General features: G+C 31.3%; 8 protein-coding genes. All 8 read left to right on the forward strand.

What is annotated here, in order from left to right:
- Positions 1-756 precede the first annotated feature (756 nt).
- The 8 genes from J3S90_RS14845 to J3S90_RS14885 all read left to right on the forward strand — a co-directional run bounded on the left by J3S90_RS14845 (position 757) and on the right by J3S90_RS14885 (position 23,417).
- A complete protein-coding gene (locus tag J3S90_RS14845; RefSeq protein ID WP_210646838.1) occupies positions 757-2,799 on the forward strand; it encodes a fibronectin type III domain-containing protein in 2,043 nt (680 codons plus the stop codon).
- Between the two features lie 4 nt (positions 2,800-2,803).
- Positions 2,804-8,038, forward strand: a complete 5,235-nt coding sequence (locus J3S90_RS14850; protein WP_210646839.1) for a T9SS type A sorting domain-containing protein — start codon at positions 2,804-2,806, stop codon at positions 8,036-8,038.
- 1 nt (position 8,039) lies between these two features.
- Positions 8,040-13,019, forward strand: a complete 4,980-nt coding sequence (locus J3S90_RS14855) for a DNA/RNA non-specific endonuclease (RefSeq protein WP_210646840.1) — start codon at positions 8,040-8,042, stop codon at positions 13,017-13,019.
- Between the two features lie 2 nt (positions 13,020-13,021).
- On the forward strand, positions 13,022-13,468 hold the full coding sequence (locus J3S90_RS14860) for a hypothetical protein (protein ID WP_210646841.1): 447 nt from the start codon (positions 13,022-13,024) through the stop codon (positions 13,466-13,468).
- A gap of 476 nt (positions 13,469-13,944) precedes the next feature.
- Positions 13,945-14,748, forward strand: a complete 804-nt coding sequence (locus J3S90_RS14870) for a hypothetical protein (protein ID WP_210646842.1) — start codon at positions 13,945-13,947, stop codon at positions 14,746-14,748.
- A 53-nt stretch (positions 14,749-14,801) separates the two neighbouring features.
- Positions 14,802-16,145, forward strand: coding sequence for a PKD domain-containing protein (locus J3S90_RS14875; protein WP_210646843.1), 1,344 nt, complete (start codon positions 14,802-14,804; stop codon positions 16,143-16,145).
- Between the two features lie 14 nt (positions 16,146-16,159).
- The gene (locus tag J3S90_RS14880; protein ID WP_210646844.1) at positions 16,160-18,619 is read left to right on the forward strand and encodes a TonB-dependent receptor; all 2,460 of its coding nucleotides are present in this window, start codon (positions 16,160-16,162) and stop codon (positions 18,617-18,619) included.
- A 106-nt stretch (positions 18,620-18,725) separates the two neighbouring features.
- The gene (locus tag J3S90_RS14885) at positions 18,726-23,417 is read left to right on the forward strand and encodes a hypothetical protein (protein ID WP_236023980.1); all 4,692 of its coding nucleotides are present in this window, start codon (positions 18,726-18,728) and stop codon (positions 23,415-23,417) included.
- Positions 23,418-24,032: the final 615 nt, after the last annotated feature.

Genomic DNA, 24,032 nt, shown 5'->3' on the forward strand with positions numbered 1-24,032 from the left:
TTCCTATTCATACAATTAAAGTGTTTTGATAGTAAAAATAACTTTCAATATGGATGTAAATAGGAACTAATTATTAATGATTTTTTCTTAACGCTGTACAGTTAAAAATTGATCCCACATACAAAACATTAAAACAGGATATCAATAGTAAAATAAAAATACGATAAAATAAAAACATAATAGTACTGAGCAATAAACAAAGTATTGATTGAACTTTAAGGTTTTAAAATAGAATAAAAATATGATGTTCAATAAAAAACCTCTTAATCAGTTGATTAAGAGGTTTTTTTTGTGGAATGTATGGAGTTTAAATTGGACAAATTATACCTATTTTGTCTTTGGTAGATAGCTTTTAAGATACTTTCTATATTACATTAAACTATAAATAAAAATTTTTAAATAATTATTTTGTAATAGTTTGAAAAATACTTTTAAAATTAAATTTTTAAAAAAAAATAAGATCACAATTAAAAATTTGTAAAGAATTAAATGTCAATAATTGTATAATAGAACTAGTAATCAGTTTAAAATTTCTTGAAAAGGAAAATGTTATTTATGTTAAAGTGATAAAAATATTATCAATAAATATATTATTTAATGTTACCGCTTTCGCCATATAGAATAGGGGTTAAGTTTTTATTAATACATCAGATTTTTATTATAAAATATTTGTTTTTTTATTAATAAAGACTATTTTTGTTTTTTTTAACAAAAAAAAAAATTACATACATAATGTTGAAAATAAAATTTCTTTTTTTGCTATTTTTATTAAGTTCTATTGGGTATACTCAAAAAAATGATGTTCGAGTAATTATTACTGGTAGAGCTCAAAAAGATAAAGTTTTGCTTCGTTGGGCTATTAACTCACCAATTGAGTGGCAAAAAGCAAATAAGAAAGGATATTTAATAACTAGGACCACTTTAATTAAAGATGGTAATATTATAAAAAAACCTGAAAAAGTAGTTTTAACACTTAAACCTTTAGTTCCAGATGATTTAGATTCTTGGATTGACTATGTTCAAAAAGATAATAATGCAGCGATAGTTGCACAATCAATTTATGGGGAAAGTTTTGAAGTAAGTGGAGCAAAAGAAGGAGACCTCTCTAGAATTGTAAATATCGCTGATGAGTTAAATCAACGTTACTCATTTGGTTTGTATGCCGCTGACATGAATTTTGAAGCAGCATTAAAAGCGGGCTGGGGATTTGTAGATAAAGATGTTAAAGAAAATGAAGTTTACGCTTATCAAATAAGTGTTTATGATACACCTAAAGTTAAATCGTCCTCTTATATGATTGGTTTAAGAGACTATTCTACTTTACCTGCACCGACTGATTTTATTTCTGTTCCTGACGATAAACAAGTTATGCTTTCTTGGGATTATGAAACCTTTAAGCATATTTACACCTCTTATATAGTAGAAAAATCGAGCGATGGAGTGAATTTTGAATCAATTTCCAATACTCCTTTAGTTAATTTAAACGATAAAGACGATCATCCTTCAAAAAGAATGTATTATGTAGATACATTAAATGTAAATGATAAAATGTATCATTATAGGTTGTATGGTATTACATCATTTGGAGAAAAAGGACAAGTATCAAAACCGATTACAGCCACTGGCATCTCAGCAGTAGTAAGTGTTGCGAGGCTTACTGATTATCATATAGTTAGTTCAAGTGAAGTTAACCTTGAATGGGAATTTCCTGCAGCCTCTGAAGTTTTTATCAAAGGATATGAAATTAATTTAGCTGATAATGATCGCGGACCTTACTCCGTAGTTTTAAAGGATATTCCTCCCTCACAACGTAAATTAAATTTTAAAGATGGTTTATTTCCATCCAATTATTTTACAGTTACTGTGGTGGGTAAAAATAATCAAAGATTAACCTCTCAAAGCATGTTGGTACAACCTATTGATTCTATAGCTCCACTTAAACCAGTAGGGCTTGAAGGCATAATTGATTCTCTAGGGGTGGTAAGGTTAAAATGGAAACCAAATCAAGAAAAAGATTTGCGAGGTTACCGTATTTTGAAAGCCAACAATATTAATGAAGAGTTTGTAGATATTTATCACCAATCTTATATTGGTATAAATTATATAGATAATGTGAGTTTAACTATGACAAACAGTAAGGTTTATTATCGAATAGCTGCTGAGGATATGCGTTTTAACATCTCTGAAGTTTCGGATATTTTAGTATTGGACAAACCAGATAAAATTCCACCAGCTGCACCTATTTTTAAAGATTATGAAAATAAAGACGGAAAAGTATATTTAAAATGGATACGCAGTTATAGTGATGATGTCGTAGTATATAGTTTAAGAAGGAGAGAGCAAGGTACTGATAAATGGGAAGAAATCAAGCAAATTAATGATTCTATTCAAGAATTTGTTGATGATAGGGTTGAAAATAAAAAAACCTATCAATATGCTATTTTAGCTAAAGATAAATCAAACTTATGGTCATCACTAGAAAATTCAACTCTAACAGTTACTGTTTTAAATTTTTCACCATTAAAAGTTATTGGTTTTCTTCAAGGGGTAGCCGATAGAGAGAATAAAAAAATAGTGCTAAGTTGGAATTATAATAAATACAAAGATCAAGTGCTAGGGGTTAGTGTTTATAAAAACGAAAAAGGAAGTCCTCCTACACTATGGAAGGAGTTAAATACAACTATTTTTAGTTTAGAAGACAAGAATTTAAAAATTAATAAGGAATATGAATATCATTTAGTTCCTAACTTAGAAAATTTTATTCCTGCAAAAGTAGAAATCTTAACAGTTATATATTAAGCCTATGAAGAAGTTTTACTTATTATTTTTTTTGATGATTTCAGTCGTTGGTTTTGCTCAAATTGATTTGACAGGAGATGCAAATTACAAGTTAAATATTATAGGATATCAAGATAGGGATAGTGATGGTTGTGGTGATATTGATGGATTAAAACACATTAAAGCTACTCGTAAAGATGGAAGTACTTTCTTTATATTTAAAGGTAGAAAAGTTTTTGAAAATATAGATTATCAGGAGATTCATACTAAAGTTAATCCAATTGTAAATTTAGAGTTCTACAAAGTTGTACGTTGGAAAACAGCTATAGGATGTAATGGAGGTCCAAATAATAATTATGATAAAATTGATATAACCAGTCCTTGTTTTTCTTTACATCAACCTGATGCAGGTAGTAACTTATCACTATTAACAATTACTTCAAAACCCTATGTTAAAATTAATGAATCTTCTATTCCTTTATATCTTGGAGATTCAAAAGTACTAAAAATTTCACTTCCTGATAATTTAAATTCAAATCATTATAATTGGAAATATAAGGTTGGTAATGGTCCTGAACAAACTATTCCTAATCCTTTTAATAATAAATCTATTCTGAATTTAAAAGGGGAAGATTTTTTGTCAGAGGCTGATTATGGTAAATCTATTTCAGTTTGGGTAAATATGGATTGCAATGAAGGAAAAAAACTTGCAGAAGGATATGCACGTTTAGAAGCATATAATAAGTTTATTAATTGTAAAAATGAATGTTTAAATGGGAGTATTTTTAAATTATCTAAATGTGTTAGTAAATGTGTAGATAATTTTGAGGGAGATTATAATATTGCTTATACGCATGATCTAGAAGTTAAACATCAAAGTATTAATTCAAACATAATTTCTTTTACTTATCTGAAATCCGCTCCTAAAGCAGTATCATTTGAAGAAATTAAGCCTCGATGTAATGATGCTCAAGATGGATCTGTAAATTTTACTTTTAATAGAAATTTATATCCTGGAGAACAATTAAGATACACACTTTTGGATGTTGATGCAAAAGGTACTCCAACTCAAAATGGTGATTTAGCAATTAAAGCAGATAAAACTTTTACTATTTCAGATTTAAAGACTGGAAATTATATACTACAATTAATAGGATTTAAAGATGGTTTTAATACAGAAACAGATTTAGAAATAAAATCTTTTAAAATTACAGCACCCACTCCAGTAGATTTCAGTTTAGTTTCAACAAATGTACTTTGTAAAGATGGTAAGGATGGTTCAATAACAATTAATGCTTCTGGCGGTACAAATGAAGGTTATGAATATTCTTTGGATGGCGGAAATAATTGGATACCTTTTGATGATAATAAAATTAACAAGCAGGTCTTAAAAGGATTATATATTATAAATAATTCACCAGCCGTTTATGTAATAAAAGTAAAGGATAAAAATGGTTGTATTGCAAAAGAGAGTGATAAGGAAAAAGAAGAAACGATAACCATATCAGAACCAACAGCTGCATTAAGATTAGAATATACACTAAAACAAGATCCCTCTTTCTTTGGAGCTGCAAACGGAAAAATTGTTGCGGCTATAACTGGAGGAACAATAAAAGATGACCATACTTATAATTTTGAATGGAAAGATAAAGATGGAAATTCAGTTCCAGCAATAGGGCAATACAATGAGGATGTTAAAACATACTATATTACTTTAAATGCTGCTATTGCTGGCACCTATAAATTAACAGTAACAGACAAAAATTATAGTGAAGCAAATAATAAAGCAGGCTGTTCAATTATTGAATCTGAGCAAAAACTTATCCAACCAGACCCAATTAAAATTATATTAAATCAAACACAAGCGATTTCCTGTAATAGCGTAAGCTTAGATCCATTAGGAAACGGAAATAAAATAGCTGATGGTATTTTAACAGCTATAGTAACAGGAGGTATTGAATTTACTGGTTCTGCCAATAATGGTTTGCCTTATAAATTTATTTGGTCGAAATATAATGTTATAACGGACTCTTGGGAAATCTTATCAGACAGAAACATAATAAAAGCTGAAAATTTAACAAAGGGTAAATATTCTTTAAATGTTGAAGATGCCAAAGGAACTGTGCAAGGAACTTATAGCACGACAAAATTAGAGCTTGCAAAACCAACAGAATTTGAAATTAAAGAACCTTCACCAATAATTATAACCTTTACATCTAGTGATGTTGCCTGTTACCAAGGAAATAATGGTTTTGCTGAAGCCAATGTTGAAGGTGGTGCGGGCAGTTATACCTATAAATGGTTTAATACGGGTGAAGGAATTGTTAATCAAAATAAAATAAAACAATTAGTTGCGGGTAATTACACTGTAGAAGTTGCAGATATCAATGGCTGTTTTGCAAAAGCATCTATCGATATAAATGAACCACCTTCTTCTCTAAGTATCAATTATAAAGACATTATTAAGCCTACATTTGCAGGTGCAACTAACGGAAAAATTACTGCCGAAGTTTCTGGAGGGACAGCAAAAAAGGATGCTTCATACAACTATGTTTGGACAAATGCTAAGGGGATAGAACAAACTGCAGTAACAGCAATAATAAACGGTGTATTTACCATTACATTGGATAATTTAGGTGCCGATGATTATTTTTTAACGGTTAAAGATGAAAATTATGACACCCTTAAAAATCAAATTATTAATTGTTCAGTATTAGAATCTAAAGTTACACTAAATGAACCAGAACCTTTAAAAGTTGTTTTTGAAATTAAAAATACTATCTCATGTAACAGCGCTAATCAATTCGGAAATAATACAGATGTTTCACCTAATGATGGACAGCGTGATGAATCTCAAGACGGTATTTTAATCGCTCATGTAGCTGGAGGAACACCTTTGGCAGCAACAGCCAATAACGGTTTATCTTATTATTTTTATTGGAAGAAACAACAACAAGATGGATCATGGGTCGACCTTATGGGGATTACTGGAGAAACAGCTTCAAATCTTTCTGCTGGGAATTATGCACTAAATGTAAAAGATAGAAATGGCATTGTATTAGGAACTTATTACAATAATCAGCTTATCAAAGAAATTGATGCAATACAATTCATACAAGAACCTTCTAAATTATCAGTAACAATAACTAAAGGTGACGTTTTTTGTAACGGCGGTTATGACGGTTGGGCTACAGCCAATGTAGTAGGAGGTACACCACCGTATAATTATAATTGGTCTAATGGGGTTTTAGTATCTGAAAACACCATATTAAAAGCAGGTAAATATGTAATTAACATTACAGATGCTAAAGGTTGTTCTACTCAAAATGAAGTCACTATTGTAGAACCTATAGATTCAATTGCTGTCAAAGTCGAAAAAATTATTAACCCAAGTTTTTACCAAGCAACTAATGGTAAAATTACCGTTACTGTAAAAGGTGGAACATTATTTCCTGATAATAGTTATTGGTTTGAGTGGAAGAATAGTAGAGGGGTGGTTCAAAAATCAACAACAACTACTTTTATGGATGGTGAATATACTATCACATTAAGCGATCTTCCTGAAGAAACCTACAATTTAACTATCAGAGACTCCAATTATAGTTTAGCTAAAAGCAAAATGGGATGTACTGTCCTAAATACTATGGTATCTCTTGAAGATCCAGATCCTCTTGAAGTTACTTTTGAAATTGTAAATACTATTTCATGTCATGTTGATAATGATTTTGGTAATGAGAAAGACACAGCGCCAGCAGATAGTCAAAGAGATGAATCTCAAGACGGAATTTTAGTTGCTCATGTAAAAGGGGGAATTAAGTTAGAAACAAATCAAAACAATGGTCTACCTTATTATTACACTTGGAAAAAGCAAAATGGGGATGGTTCCTGGAGTATCTGGGACGATCAAGACGAAACAGCACAAAATTTACCCGAAGGGAATTATGCTTTGAATATTGAAGATGCTAATGGTATAAAATTAGGAACTTATATAAATAATGTTTTAGTAAAGGAAGTTGATGTAACCCAGTACATGAAACAGCCTGATAAGTTAAACCTAATATTTACTAAACTGGATGTAGGATGTACTGCTGCTGATGATGGATGGGCAGAGGCTCATGTAACAGGAGGAACAGCTCCCTATAGTTTCCAGTGGACAAACGAGTCTACTACTCCAAGAATTGATTATTTAACAGCTAATAATTATTTTGTTCTTGTCACTGATGCAAAAGGCTGTAGTATTCAAGGCAGTATTTTTGTAGGTGATTCTGACGGAGTTATAGCAACAGAAACAATTAAAAATCCAACTTGTTTTCAAGGAAATGATGGATCCATCAATTTAGACGTTAATGGAGGAAATTTACCCTATAATTACAAATGGAGTACAGGAGCTACTACTAAAAATGTTCAAAATCTTTCTGCAGGAAATTATGAGGTAGAAATTTTATGTCCTGATTGCTGTGTTTATAAAAAGAAATTTGTCCTTAAAAATCCAGACCCTATAATTGTTAACGTAGGTGAAGACAGAACCTTATGTGATGGGCAAACTTTAGATGTAGATGCCACTAATGCTAATGAAAAAGCAAAATACAGCTGGACTTCAACAAATGGATTTACATCAAATGAAGCTAAAGTTACTTTATCCAAAGCAGGTACCTATCATATAAAAGTTACTTCGGTTTTAGGATGTATCGGAGAAGATGAAATTACGATTAAAACAAGTCAAAACGCTATTAGTTCTGAGTTTTTATTGAGTTCACAAGCTTATTTAGACGAAGAGGTCATTTTGGTTAATATCAGTGACCCTTTTGGAGAAAGTAGTAAATGGAAAATTCCAAGTGGAGTAACTATAGTAGAGCAAAAAGAAAAGTATATTACCTTAAAATTTGATACCGTGGGTACCTATGCCTTAGGGTTGCAACAAACTCAAGGAGATTGTTTTGCTACGTATACTAAAAATATTGTAGTTGAAGAAAGGAATTCAATAGCTGTTCCAAGTTCAAACTCAAAATTCATTACTGATTTTATTGTCGCTCCTAATCCAAATGATGGGAATTTCAAGGCCTTTATAAATTTTGAAGAAGTTAATGCTTTCAATTTAAGATTGTTTACTGGAAGTGGTCAATTTACTACGATACAAAAGAAAGCCTCAGGAAAGAAAAAGTATGAAGTTGACTTTAGCACCACTTTAGCAGCAGGATTGTATATTCTAGTATTAGAAACAGAGCAACAAACGCTTGTTAAAAAAATCATCATCTATTAAAATGAAGACTCATTTCAAAAATATAATCTTATTTGTATTGTTCTCTCTTTCAGGAATAGTCGATTTTGGTATTTCGGGGTACGCTCAATTATACCCGGTGCAGCTGACGCCTATTTTTAATAGTCCGTATAGTGTAAAAATATCTGACTATGCCACTAGCATGGATACTAAAATGCAGTTGCTTATCAATCCTAATGATATTTCGATAAACAATAGGCAAGTACGACTTAAGTTATTTATTCAAGGAAATGGTATTAACATACAAAGTAGTGATTATGTTCAGGGATTACCACCAATATATATTAATGGAGGCGAATTAAAAACGATAACCAATACTGATATATCGGCTTTATTTAGATTAGAAAACCTACAAGAAATTTCGGCAAATCAGTATTCAAACCCTTTACCAGAAGGCATGTACAGTTTCTGCTTTGAAATGTATGACTATGTTACCAATCAAAAAATTTCTAGAAAAAGTTGCGCCAATTTATACCTTATATTAAATGATCCACCATTATTAAATACGCCACAAAATAAGGAGTTAATAGCGTATACAGAGTTTCCTAATATTTTGTTCACCTGGACACCAAGACAAATTAATGCTACTAATGTATCGTATCAATTTGAACTTAAGAAACTTTTTGATGCTACTCTAGATCCTCAAATTGGTTTTCAAATGGCTCCTATTTTACATCAGGAAACACTCTTTGGTACGGCATTACTTTATAACTTAAGCAAACCTGTATTAGTTCCAGGAATGCGCTATGCCTGGCGTGTAAAAGCCATCTCTACAACAGGACTTTCAGAGAATGCGATGTTTAAAAATGAGGGTTATAGCGAAATTTATTCCTTCAACTATACCGCCGCATGTTTAGCGCCTAGTTTTGTATTGAGTGAATCGCAAAGCACAAAAAGCGTTAAAATAACCTGGCAAGGTGTTCCTGAACAAACGCGCTACCAAATTCAGTATAGAAAACAAGGCGTGCGTAATGCCCAATGGTTTTCTAATTACAGCCAAAATACTCAAAGCTTACTAACTGACTTAGAGCCAGGTGTTACCTATGAGTTTAGAGTAGGGTCTAGTTGCGAATCAGGAAATGACGGAGTACAATCATTTACGTATTCAGGGATAAATACCTTTACCACAACTATAGATAATAAAGAGGTAGCTTACAATTGTGGTATTGTTCCAGAAATAAGTATCAACAATCAAAAACCGCTTACAAACTTAATACAAAGCGAAACCTTCACTGCAGGAGATTTTCCGGTAACTATTTTAGAACTTAAAGGTGAAAACAGTCCTTATTCAGGACGAGGATATATCATAGTTCCTTATTTGGCCGATACAAAAATAGCAGTAGAGTTCAATAGCATCGTTATCAATACGGATTACCAATTAATAAGTGGTGTTGTCGAGACAAGCTACAATCCAGAGTGGAAAAATGTTACTGATGTCGAAGATTTTACTGGCGAAGGTCAGGGAGGACAAATTGAAGAAACCGTTGCATTTAAAATACAAGATATTGTAATTAATGCCAATGGTGATATTGTAGTTAACGGTACAGAAGGGGAACAAATTATAATTCCTGGGGGTAAAGACACTGTTATTACCGAAGATTTAAAAGATGCAAAAGGAAATAGTGTACCAGGAAAAGTGTACACGGTAGACAGTAAAGGGAATGGAAGTAACGAAGGAATTGCCGCTGCTCCTGATGGTAAACCAACCCCCGCAAATACTGACGGCGTAGATGCAAGCGGCCAAGCGACAGCCTTTACAGCCCAAGGAGCAAGTATAGCATTTACGGTAAACAGTAGTAAGTATGCCTTTGAGGTTATGCCAAAAAATGCCACAACTGCTTTACAAAAATTGTATAAAAAAGTAAACGGTTTGGCACTACCTTACAAAGCGGTGGTCAATGGTTTTAGCGATACTCTTATAGCAACTTTAACGCTTACAGATACAATTGTAAAACCTGAAAATATTGTTTTCAAGACACAAAACGGAGCACTTATAAACGCTACACGAAACGATAAAACATTTGAACTTACCGTAAAAGGAAACCTATCATATGCCGAACAGCAAGTGTTGGCCACTGTAAAACAAGGGGGCAAATGGAAAGTAATTGGGGCATTTATGTTAGTTCATATTTCGCCAAAAGAGGTAAATGTAGCATTAGTTCCTACTGATAAAGTTTCTGAGGATAAGCTGGATGCTATCATTGCAGAAACTCAAAAGACCTACAATAAAGTAGGTATTAAAATAAATTTTAAGAAAGAAGGAATACTTAATATTAATTCAGTCGTATCAGGTAATACAATTACAACTGAAAAAAACACCATTACTTCTACTTATAGTACAGATCAACAGAAAATCAATGCTTTATATAAAAGTGAAAGCTATGTATTATTTATTACTGATAAAACTTCAAGTACAGGACAGCAAGGCTATATGCGCTTGAACGGACAATATGGTTACGTATTTAACTCAGCAAATAGTAGTACACCAGCACACGAATTAGGCCATGGGATTTTTAAATTGGAGCACCCTTTTGAACAGTATAATACCTCAGAATCAAGCACTGATTTATTGATGGATTACAGTCAAGGTACCGTTTTAAACCACCAAGATTGGAAACAGATTAATGATCCTGCATTTAAATTTTATGGGTTTCAGAGTCAGTCGAGTGGAGAGTTGGCAGGTGGATTTGGTATTGCGCCAAATTGGAGTTTTGTTAATAATGGCGAAGAAACAACTGTAGCTTACCTTGAAGTTGCTGAAAAAGGATTCGTGGGCGGATTTAAAAACGGTAAAAAAACATATAAATGGGATGCGACAAACAAAGTGTATGTTAATGATGCAGACACAACGGATGTTTTTAAATTACCAACTTCCAAACCAACCTTAAAAGAGAGTAGAATTTATTTGTTTTTCGATAATGATAAATCGATTACCAGGCATAAATACCTTAGAACCATTTACAATGAGGAACTAAAGATAGTACTTGATAGTAAGGTGTCAGAAAAACTAAGTGCTTTCATAGATAAATATGCTACTAAAGACAACTTCAGACGTGAAAAAGAAGATAGAACTACTTATTGGGGATTTGTAGCCTGCAATGGATGTAATTATGAAGGAGCTGGTAATGGAACAGATATTAGCTATAGTAATTATTTGGATGGTTTAGGAAAACTTGCAAATAAAGGTTATAAAAATGATCCAGTAGATGTAAACACATCTGAGAGTCACGTTTACGACTATTCAGCTATTATTACAGAGAAAGAAAAAAATAAAATTCTTTCTGAAATGTCTGGTATCAAAACAGATTCAGGAATTATTACTAAAATATTTTTTACTGATACCAAAACACCTGATGTTAAACGTAAAGAAATAACGGATTATTTAGCAAATTTAAAAGGTGTAGAAACTGCATTATGGATAGATTTTGACGCCAATGGTAAAGCTACCATAAAAACTGTTTTAGGAGATAAAATAGGAGGAAAAGTTAGTTCCGAGATGAATAAGTACCTGTCACTTATGGCAGAAGTATTACCTAAATTTGAAGGGAAGTACACCGCTTTTAACCCTTTAACAGCAATGTTAGACGGTTTAGCTGGGCTTATAGGTAAGGCCAAAATACCAGCACGTTTTTATAATCCTGATGAAAAGGATTATAACTCGTTTCCAGCTGAAGTATTCTCTTATGCTACATTGACTGTACTCAATGATAAATTAACTAGTATAGCTACTAACAAAGACCCTTACACTGAGAAGTACTCTTCTAGTAGAGCAAGTTTTGCTTTTACTTGCGGTATTTGGAACGGATTTGTAGGTGCTGTTGGAGGTATTCCAGAAGGTGGATCTATGGTGATTAAGTTAATCACCAATGAAGATAAAACCAGAACAAAACTATTTGAAGCATTTTCGAAACTGGAATGGAAAACTATTGAAACCCTTGCAGATGAACAATGGAATAAATACACAGCCAACCCATGTATGGTTTCTTATGGCACGGGAGAAGTAGGTTTTATAGTTGTATCCTGTTTTTATGGAGCTGGAGAAGCAAAGGGATTAGCTACTTTTTTTCAAACTCTTGATAAACTTGATGCTGTTGGAGCAGTTATAAGTAAAGTGTCTAAGTTAGCAGGAAAGGTTATTAAACCTGTTTTGAATACTTCGGGTAAAGCATTTAAATTTATTTTACGTGAGGGTGCAGAATTCATAAGAGATACTAGACTTATAATAAAGCCATCATCGAATTTATATTGCGGTTTCCCAATATTAGATATTAAATTAATTCGTAAAGGTGCAGAATTTACAGAAGATGAAATAAAATCTTTAAAATCTAAAGTTGATGAAGCAATAAATGTTGAAGGAGGAATTGAAAAGTTACCATTAGACGAAAGTGGCAATAGAATATTAGAGATTGATATAAATGGAGAAAAAACACCAGTTATTATAGGTGGCGATGAAAACCTAGATAAAATCAAATCAAATATAGATAATGTAAAACCTAATAAACTTGAAGTTACTAATGCGTTTGACGATGCAGGAAAGCTTAAAAAAAATGTAAGATACAAATCAGGAGAATTTGAATATTGGGGAGAAACAGATGAACTGGGGCGTTTAGAATCAATGACAACGGATAATCTACAAATAACAGATAGAGAAAAAAGATTAATACATCAAAATAAAACTGCAGGAAAAGAATTTGGGGATCATGCAGGTCATTTAATCGGTGACAGATTTGGTGGTTCAAAAGAACTTGATAATATTGTATCGCAGCTTAGTAGTGTAAATCTAAGTGATTTTAAAATTATCGAAAATAAATGGGCTAAGGCATTAAGTGAAGTCCCTCCGTCAAAAGTAGAAGTAAATATAAAAGTAATTTATAAAGCAGATGGTATTCGACCTAGTGAATTTGAAGTAAAATATAAAATAGATGGGAAATTAAGTACTGTAAAAATATCTAATGTAAAATAATTATGAATCAAAGCGAATTTGATATAAAGTTACAAAAATGTATAAAAAATGTAATTGAAATTGCATGGGACTACATTTATAATTTTGATGAACTTGATGCAATATATATATATATATTGCTGGGCAGAATAAAAACTTCAGAACATGTATTCCTATATAATGAAATACCTTTTGAAAAACATAAAATTTCAGACATAAAATCCCAGTTTGTAGTCGTAGATGATAGGCAGGAATTATTAAACAATGAAACTATAACTGAGATTGAGAAAATAGAAAATTTATTTAATGAATATAACAGAGATATGCCTTTTGAAATAAAAATTATTTATTCGCTTAAGACAAAAAAAATGGAGTTAAATTTTAATTATGAAAACCCTTTCGTCAATAAAAATAGTTCTATTGATGATGGTTATTTATCTTGGATGAAGACTTTGGGTATAAAGTTATAAATTAACCCTTGCTGGCTTGAGCGTATGCTAGGCGTATGCTAGCGCGAGCGTCTTGCTCGTGCCCACAAAGTAAACACAATATTAATTAAATGAGTACAAAATATAAATTTGGAGAAAAAAAAGGAGCTTACTTTGTGAGGTTCTCCAGCTCCGCAAAGACTTAATTAATAGTCTGCTCGCTGCGCAAATGTCTCCGACTTTGCGCCCACTGCTATCAGCCATTGCGAAAATCAAGATTTAATTGTATAACTAAAATAATTAAAATAAAATATGACCAAAGAAGGCTATGTAATACGAGATCAAAAGAAGGCACATTTTATAACTGCAACAGTTGTAGATTGGGTTGATGTTTTTACTGGTTTTTTTAAATAGTAAAAAAGCAGTCTTTAGCAAATTGACAAGAAATAAAAACACAATAAAAACACAATAAAAATTTTACAAATAAATAAAACATGAAAAAAGTAATAGTAACAGCAGTGGCTGTAGTAATGAGTTTAAGTGCTTTTGCACAAAAAATTAAAATTGATAAAGGAGCCGTTACCCTCGATGGTAAAACGGTTGCGTATGCAGAGGGCAAAAAACCTGTTTTTAAGTACACCACTCTCGATAGAAGCTATACCATCATTGCAGAATTTAAAAAAGTAGCTGATCCTGCAGCCATTCCATGGATTGAATTAAGAAATGAATCTACAGCTAAGTTCAATGAAATTGCTTTTACCTTAGGTAAGTTTAATCCATTTAACAATGAAAAAAGTTTAATTGCCGCATTGATAGAGCATAACTTATTAAGTGTAGATGGGCTCAATCAAAGTAATATTGAAAACTTTATTAATGGAGAACCATCAGGTGTTTCAGCAATGCTGTTGGGCAATAAAGCCGCAGATGATCAATTAAAAGCTGTAGTTGCTGCTTATCAAATACGAATTGATGACAGTGGCGTGATCTACAGTGTCAAAGCACAAAATCAAGACCCAAATGATAAAAGGATTGGGTTTGTAAAGATGACTTCTCCTGCAACCAATGGTAGTTTAATGTATGAAATATTGGATTTAGATAATTATGTAATTGCAAGATGGTTTGCAAGAGGAGCCATGGTGTCGGGTTATGATAAGTTGCTAAATCAAGAGCTTATTACTTATGACAATAAAGTATTTAAAGCTGAATTTGATAATAGAGGCAACCCTACAGGATATCAAATGAGTAAGGATATTACCCCTATGAATATTGTAAGGGTATTAGTAGGTAATGGTTATACTTTAGGGCACCATAAAAATAATTAAGAAGCTATAAAAACATTGCAAGTTTTAATTTGCAATGTTTTAAATAAATTAGAATGAAAAAAACTTTACTTGTATTAGTATTAATTGTTTTTACGGCTTGTTATCAAGAAACGGCAATAGTTATTGAAGGTGATTTTATAGCCTCATTTGTTCGAGGCGATGAATCAGTTCCTGTAAACCTATTGATCATTAATAAAATTACTGGAGCAGATACCTATGAATGGACCTTTGAAGGAGGTAGTCCTAGCACATCATCTTCTAAAGATCCTGGAGAAATTTTATATGAAAAAGTGGGTACTTATTTTATAAAATTAACAGCGACGAATGTTGATGGCGAAACGAAAGTATTTACAAAAACAATTGTTGTTAAAGACGGTATCAAAATTCAATTTTCTAATGAAGTGCTAAAAAGTAATTATTCACCGGTTGAAGTTGTAGTAACAAATAACACCGTTGGTGAAGGATTCCTTTACAGCTGGGATTTTCAAGGAGGAACACCTGCAAAATTTATAGGTAAAACACCTCCTAATGTTATTTTTACTAGTCCGGGTGATCACAAGATTAGTTTAACAGTATCTAATGGTTTTGAGAACGAAACCCAGATTCAAACTATCAAGGTAAGCCCCTATTTGGTGAGTATGTTTACATACGAACCAGCAACTGAGGATGATGATTATGAAGCTCCGGTAAAGATAATTTTGACTAATTCATCAATTAGTGCTACACATTATAAATGGAGCTTTCAAAACGGATTACCAGCGACCTCTATAGATGAAAATCCTACAGTAGTTTTTACAACTCCTGGAAGCCATGAAATAAGTCTAGAAGCGTTCAATGATAAAACAAGCCAAGTTTTCAACCGCATTATAGATGTAAAGGCAAATACTAACCTTCGTGTTTTTACAAATATTAAGTTAGGTACAAATGCAGCACATAATAACAATACTATTGGTGCTATGTTTTCTACAATTACTAGAACGGTTTATAAGGCTAATGAGATCACAAATGACAATAGTAATTTGATTGATATTGTATTTCAGGGTTTAAATAGCAATTTTACTTATAACAAATTTATTTCACCAGATCAAGTAAGTAGCAATGGGTTTTTGACTCTTAAAAATGCTCAAAATACAATTTTTGTTAATTATCAAAGTCGTTGTAATTGCGGTTTAAACTTTACTGAAAGTCAATTTGATGCAATGGTAAATGATACTCCTTTAAAATCTTTAAATATAGAATATACTGCGGGTGGTTATCAAGAATTTGGTTTAATCTATCCAAGAATTATTTTGTTTAAAACACAAGAAGGTAAAAAAGGGGCTATTAAAATAAAAGATATGGTGAAAAACGGAACTAGTTCTTACATTTTGATTGATATAAAAATACAAAAGCAATAATTTACTAACAATACATGAAAGGAGTTAGTTTGAAAAGTCTGTTTTGGTTGTTTGTTATTGTATTTTGTAGTAAGGTTAATAAAATTTATGCTCAAGCTATAGATTTAGAACATTTTTACAAGCCAAAGTTTAAAGTTACAGGTACGGTAAATGCAAATGGAATGTATTATCACTCTAGTGAACAAAATTCACGTGACCCTTTTACTTATTTACTTTCAGGAAATATTAATATTAGTGCTTTTAGTTTTAATATTCCGCTATTTTATAGTGTAACAAATCAAGGAGATAAATTGGGTTATGCAGCGCCATTTGATTTTAATAGGTTAAGCATCATGCCAAAATACAAATGGGTAAAAGCTTATATTGGAAATGCAAGTATGACTTTTTCACCCTATACTTTAAGTGGTTTTCCATTTAAGGGATTGGGGTTAGAGCTTACCCCTCAAAGTCCTTTTAAAATAAGTTTAATGGGAGGGCAATTCTTAAAAGCAGTTTCTGAGGACGAAGCATTAGGCGGTGTGCCAGTTTACCAGCGTTATGGTTATGGAGCTAAAATAGGGTTTGAAAAAGAAAAATATAAAGTAGGATGGATAGGCTTTTATGCCAAGGATAATAACAATTCTCTTGGCTTTTTGAATAAAGATAAAGGAGTTACACCAAAAGAGAATTTTGTAAATAGTTTTATTTTTAGCAGTTCTTTAGTGAAAAATTTGAATTTTAATGTTGAATATGCGCTATCCGTTCTTACAGATGATACTAGAGCTACAAAAATTTCGGGAGGAGGCTTTAAAGATAAAATATTTGGAGCTAAAGAGAGTACCAGTTTTTTAAATGCTTTAAATTTAAATTTTGATTATAGTATACAAAAAAGTAAAGTAGGTTTAACGTACGAAAGAGTTGATCCTAATTACAACACTTTAGGAGCATTATATTTTAATAATGATTTAGAAAATATTTCGTTGCGTTTCTCACGACCTTTTTATCAAAATAAAATTAATGTTTCTAGTAGTTTAGGTTTTCAAAAAGATGATTTATCTAATACTAAAAAGCAAATGACAAAACGTGTTGTAGGGTCGATTAATATGAATTATGCGGTTAATGATAAAATCAATTTTACTGGTAGCTACTCTAATTTTTCTACTTATACTAATAAAAAGTTAAATCAGTTTGACTTAATTAATAATCCTAATGTTGTGCCTGCTGATACTTTAAATTACAGGCAATTATCTCAAAATGCAAATATGAATGTTTCTTATATATTTGGACAAAGAAAGAATCAAAACTTAAATTTAAACTATAGTATTGCAGGACAAGTAAATGAGCAAGGTGGAATTATAAGAAGGGGCCAAGCTAGTACAATACAAAATTATAATTTAGCTCATTCTATAAATTTCATGGTTGTTAAAATTAGTTTAAATAGCTCCTTAAATTATACCAATAACCAAGTAGGCATTGCTAATAACTCTTCGGCTGGGGCATCAGTGGGTGCTTCAAAAAAGTTATTAAAAGACCAACTTAATGTAAACTTAGGCTTACTATATAATAATTCTCAAGGAGACGGTAATTACAGTTCAGTTTTCGGCCTAAAAGCGAATAGTAGTTATTTACTATTCAAGAAACATAGTTTTAATATGAGTGTTATTTCTTTATTCAGAAGTAGTTCAACTGCTGCAAAAAGTAATGATCTAACGGCTAATTTTAATTATGCTTACACTATCGATAAGTTAAAGTTACCCGAGATAAGGCAAAGAGATAAAAAAGACAAGATAGTAGCAGATCCTATTATGAAAATCAGTTATCAAGAACATACTTATGAGGGTACTCGTAATGATATTTTAAAACAATTAACAACGTTGCAAGAAGCGTTGCGACCTATGCCTAAAGAGGATTTTGAAGTGCTAGCTCATTTGCTATTATTAACATCTTTAACACCTGATGATAAAAGTTTCAAAGATAAAGCAATTATTTATTTAAAAGAGTATGATGCAAATAATAGCATTTTAGATAGCTATAATGAATACATTTTTAAAACTTTAAAAAGCTTGCAAAAAGAAATGATACGTAAAGATGAAATTTTTGAAAACGGGTATGTCATTGCTTTAGGTGCTGTTAATAAACATAAAATGCATGGTGTGGCTGAAAATGATGTAACGAATAAAGTGAGCTATAACTCCTATTTAAAATTAGTGGATAGAAAAAATAAAAAGTTAGCTCCTCTATTAGTACATAGATGGATGTTAAAGGAGCTATCAGGGCTTGTAGTAACAAGTGTTGACGAAATTCATTTAAATGAAAATCTTTCTAATTTTAATGAATTAGAACTGAGCACATTCTTTAAATTAATAAAAGAGAAGAAGACAGAGATCGAAATAATTGAAGAATTAAAAATTAAATTAATTCCCTTTTATCATACTCTAGCAACTCAGAATGTTAAAGATGATGAAGTTGAATTTAAATTTTTGAGATATAATTAAAAAAAAACGGTAAATTCTTGAATTATCACTTAGAATATTGCATTCAATAATATATTTAGAGAAGTATAGCAGATACTAAACTTCACAAACAATAAAGCTCATGCTTATGAAAAAATTTTCTAGAATACATTTATCAATATTATTTATCCTTTTTAATATTGCTTTCTTTTATGGACAAGAGGATATTCCAAAAGAAGTTGGAGCCGCCTCTAGTGCCATTGAAAAGATACAAGCTGCTGATAGATGGATAGATAAGTTTTCAAATCAAGATTTAGTAGAGTTGCCTATTGGAGTTCGTAATACAGTAAATAATGTTCAGTATTCTATTGGAATTACAAAAGCTATTTTTTCAGCTGAGTATACTATTTTGACTGTTTTTTGCAGGGTAGATATTCCGCAAAAAAATAAAAAGGGTCAGCCAATGCAATTATTTTTTGGAGCTGATAACATTAAATTATCACATTCAGGAGGTATTATTGGTGAAGCGAAATTAGTATTATTAGGTAATGTTGACGTTCCTTTTAGCGATAATAAATGGCAATTATCTTTATATGGTGGTTTTGATATGGCAACCGGTAATATTGATGATTTGACTTATGTGAAAATTGACTGTGATGGTTTTAAAGAAATGAAAATCTCTGGTGCAGTTGAGTTTTCTAGAGATTTAATCCTACCAATTGACCCTATAAGTAAAACAGTAAACGAAGGACAAACCAATATAACTAAGACATTTTATAATGGTAAAACAAAGCAAATTCCTAATAGAGTAAGAGGAGAGTTTGTTTTTACTGCAAGTAGTTGGAATGATATTTTAGTGAATGTAAGTTTACAGCCTTTTGTTTTAAAGGATAAACGTAATGGCAAAGATTTTGAAGGCAATTTTCAGTTTTTAGTAAGTGATGCAGTACTCGATTTAAGTGATTTAAAGAATGATCCTTCGGTAATTTTTCCTGAATATTATACTGAAAATTCACTTTTAGTACCTGTTGAAGAGTCTTGGAAAGGAGTCTTCGTAAAGGCATTTGATGTTGGCTTACCTAAGGAATTTCAAACTGCAGATACTGCTTCAAAAAATGAAAGAATTCACGTGGGAGCTAAAAATCTTGTTATCGATAAATTTGGTGTATCAGGAACTTTTTATGCGGACAATGTTTTTCCATTAGATAAAGGTATTACTAGTAAAGAGAAAGCTTGGGCTTATTCATTAGATCATATTGACGTAACTATTGCGGCAAATACTTTTATAAAGGCTAATTTAAGGGGACAAATACTATTACCTATAAATAAAGTAGCTCCAGAAAAAAAGGGAAATACATCAACTCCAGCAGCAGCAACATCGACATTAACTCCATTAGCATCATCAACTGTAGTCAAAACCCCAGAAACAAATAGAGCTGGTCTATATTACAATGGTTTTATCTCTATGAAGGAGCAACAATTAGTTGTTGTGACAAAAGATTCTATTTCATTTGATATATGGAAAGCAAAAGCATTATTACTACCCAATAGTTCCATTCAATTAACATTGGCAAATGGGAAATTCTTACCTAAAGCAAATTTAAATGGTACAATTTCCTTTGGAACCAATAAGGGAGCTACAGATGATAAAGTAGTAGAAGGGAAACAAACTATTGATTTTAAGGGAATTTCTTTTGAAAATTTACAGTTACAAACAGTTTCTCCTATTATTTCTGTTCGAAACATGGGTTACAAAGGTACGGTCGCCTTTGGGAATTTTCCAGTTTCGATAGGTAATATTAATGTGGCAGTTTCTGGAGAAGATTCTCGTATTGATTTTGATTTAGGGATTAACTTAATGGATACCTCGGTAGGAGCAGGAGCAACAGCTCGTATCGGTATAAAAGGGAAAATGTTTGATGATGGTTTTAGGCAAAGGAGTAAATATGATGGTTTAGATTTATCAGCTATTGCTATTAACTCTGATTTTAGTGGGATGAAGATGAAAGGGAACTTAATCTTGATGGAAAAAGATCCCATTTACGGTGATGGTTTTAATGCTGATTTGGAAGTAGAAATTTCTGCAGCAGTAAAAGTTTCATCAAAAGCCATCTTTGGTCGAACTACTTTTAGATATTGGTATTTTGATGCGTCTTTAAAGCTTAGTCCTCCTGCTGGTGCACCATTTATGATCACTGGTTTTGGGGGTGGTGCCTATTACAAAATGCAGAGAAATCCAGATATTGCAATTGGAGATTTTTCCCCATCAGGTTTGAGTTACAGACCTGATGAAAAATCTAGTTTAGGATTAAAAGCTTTAGTTTTTTTCAATATTGGCTCTGAAGCAATCTGTGATGGTGAGGCTGGATTTGAAATAGCTTTTAATTCAAAAGGTGGAGTAAATAGATTAGCCATCTTTGGTAAAGCTAATGTGATGGCTTCAATAGCAGGAGTAAAGAATATTGGGGGTTTAATGCAAAAGGTAGTTTCTGATGTAACTGCTAAAAAAAGTTTTATGGATGTGAAAGATAGTGATTTAGAAGGGTCTTTTGCTAGTAAGTACATACCCAAAGCTAAAGAAGGTATTCCTGGAGATTTATCAGCCGCAGTAGGTATTAGATTAGCAGCGGCCATAGAATTTGATTTTCAGAACAATTCGATACATGCAACTACAGATGTTTATATTAATACGCCAGGCAATTTCTTATCAGGAACAGGACCAGGTGGAAGAGCAGTTTGGGGAGTTTTTCATAAAGATCCTAAAGATTGGTATATGTACATGGGAACACCCGATGATAGATGTGGTTTAAAAATAGGAATTGCTGGAATGTATAGAGAAACATCTTCTTATTTTATGGTTGGTACGCTATTACCTGGAAGCCCACCTCCTCCAGCAGTAGTAGCAAATATTTTAGGAGTTGATGCTAAAGAATTAAATTATATGCGAGATGAGAATCAATTAGCAAATGGAGGAGGTTTTGCATTTGGGTCTTCTTTGGATTTTAATACAGGTGATTTAAGTTTTTTACTTTTTTATGCACGTTTTCAAGCAGGAATGGGATTTGACATTATGCTAAAAGACTATCAAGAAGCTAGATGTTCAAATACAGGAGATAAAGTAGGTTTAAATGGTTGGTATGCTAACGGACAAGCATATGCCTATTTACAAGGAGAATTAGGTATCAGAGTAAAATTATCTTTTTTGAAATTTAAAATTCCAATTATATCTGGTGCAGCAGCCGTTTTATTGCAAGCTAAATTACCAAACCCAGTATGGATGCGTGGTTACGTAGGAGGTAATATGAATGTTTTAGGAGGTTTAATAAAGGGAAAATTTCGCTTTAGATTTGAAATTGGTGAGGAATGTATTTTTGAAAATTCATCACCATTGGGAGGAATTAAATTAATCACAGATTTAACTCCTAAACAAAATGCAATTGATGCTGATGTTTTTCTAATACCGCAAGCAGTGTTTTCTACGAAAGTAAATGAAGCATTTGTAATTCCTGAGGATCAAGGCGATGTTACTTACAAAGTGATTTTAGAACGTTTTAAAGTTTTAGACGGAACAGTTGAAATTCCTGGTATTTTAAAATGGAATTCAACTAAAGATAAAGTGAATTTTGTCTCATCAGATATATTACCTCCTAATAAACAATTTAAAGTGCAGGTTGAAGTTAGTTTTCAAAAAATGGTAAATGGGGTGTTTCAACCTATAAAAGTTGATGGTCAAATTGCTAAAGAATTAGAAGAAAGATCTTTTACTACTGGAGGTGCACCTAGCTATATTCCTCTTAGTAACATTCAATATTCTTATCCTGTTGTGGATCAGAAATACTTTTTAGAGGAAGAATATCCAAAAGGATATATTCAGTTAACTCGTGGTCAAGATTATTTATTTGATGATAAAAATTGGGAAACTAATGTTAAGTTAATTGAAGAAGGTTCTACTAATTCAAAAAAGACTGCGTTTAACTATGATAAAATTTCAAACGAAGTTTATTATGAATTACCAAATATCAGTCAAGAAAAAAAATATGGCCTTAGTATTTTTAGTAGTTTAAAACAATTAGCAGAAAATAAAAATAATACAATAACTTCAAAAGTTAACACAATTACTAATGACGAAAATGATATTCAAATTAAAGAAAATCAGGCAGACGTTCTTTCAAAAGAAGACGGAACCATTGAACGATTATCGTATTCATTTAGCACGAGTAAATACAAAACGTTTACATCGAAAATGAATTCTATAAATACTCAAGGTTATAATTTTGGAGTACTATACTCAGATGTAATTTATCTGACTAATACCATTTCCAGTCAAGAAGCTTTTGATCTGGCTGAACTTCAAGGAGTTACTCATAGTGATAATAAACCTATTGTTACAGCTAAATCAAAATTAAATGATGATTATTATTTAAAAGATATTTATCCTTATTTATATAAAAACTACCCTATAAATAATATTTATTCTATCAAAGATAGAGATACAGATGATTTAGGAGTGATTCCATCAAAAGCAATACCTCTAAATGCATATTATATGACAAGTATTGAAAATGAAATAAACCAATCTTGGACTAAAAGTAATTTTCCTTTTAAGTATAATATGTCTATGGTTTACAAATTAGATTGGATTGATTTAAACAATCAAATAATAAATGACTATATTAATGGGATTCAAAACAGCTTTGAAATAGCTCAATTTTTTCTTAAAAACAACTATCTATTTATGAGATACGGTGATTACGAAATAACTATGCAGTATCAATTACCGGGTGGTAAAAAGATAACCGATTATAATTATAAATTTAGAAACAATAATAAGTTTAGATAAATCTTTATTATCATAAAATAGATTTAATCATTTAAAAACATAGTATGCTAAATTTATTTATTCACAAACAACTCATATAAATTTGTAAAAATAAATTTATTATAAGCTTGTAAATTATTTTTCATATTATATTTATTAATCATTTATGTGGTTATAGAACTTTAAAATTTATTCCAAAATTTTTGTTAAGCCGAAAAGGAGTGTTTTATGAAATTATTACAGATTTAAGGAGACGTTTCAACATTTATCATATTAATATTTCATCCCATTTAAATTACCCATAATAAGTTTAAAGTTTGAAAATTGATATTTAAAAGTAAATTTTTGACCTTTTTATCGGTAAATGATGCTGAAGGAGTCAATATTTAAGATGGTTTTTGGGCTTATTTCGTCCTGGTGTTTATCAAGGTTGGGGATTATGAAGTCGTCTATTTTCTGCTTTACGTAACTGTAATTAAAAAAACTAATTACAGCTACTCCACAATCTTGGCAAATGGCTATTATGTGTAACCTTTCTTTCTATAATAAATCTTAATAAATTTCTTAATCAAATTTTTAATATTCATTATTCTCGTTCATAGGATTTTTTGCTTTTAGACTATACATTACATGTAT

It is taken from the genome of Flavobacterium flabelliforme (genome assembly GCF_017948675.1).
Taxonomy (GTDB): domain Bacteria; phylum Bacteroidota; class Bacteroidia; order Flavobacteriales; family Flavobacteriaceae; genus Flavobacterium; species Flavobacterium pygoscelis.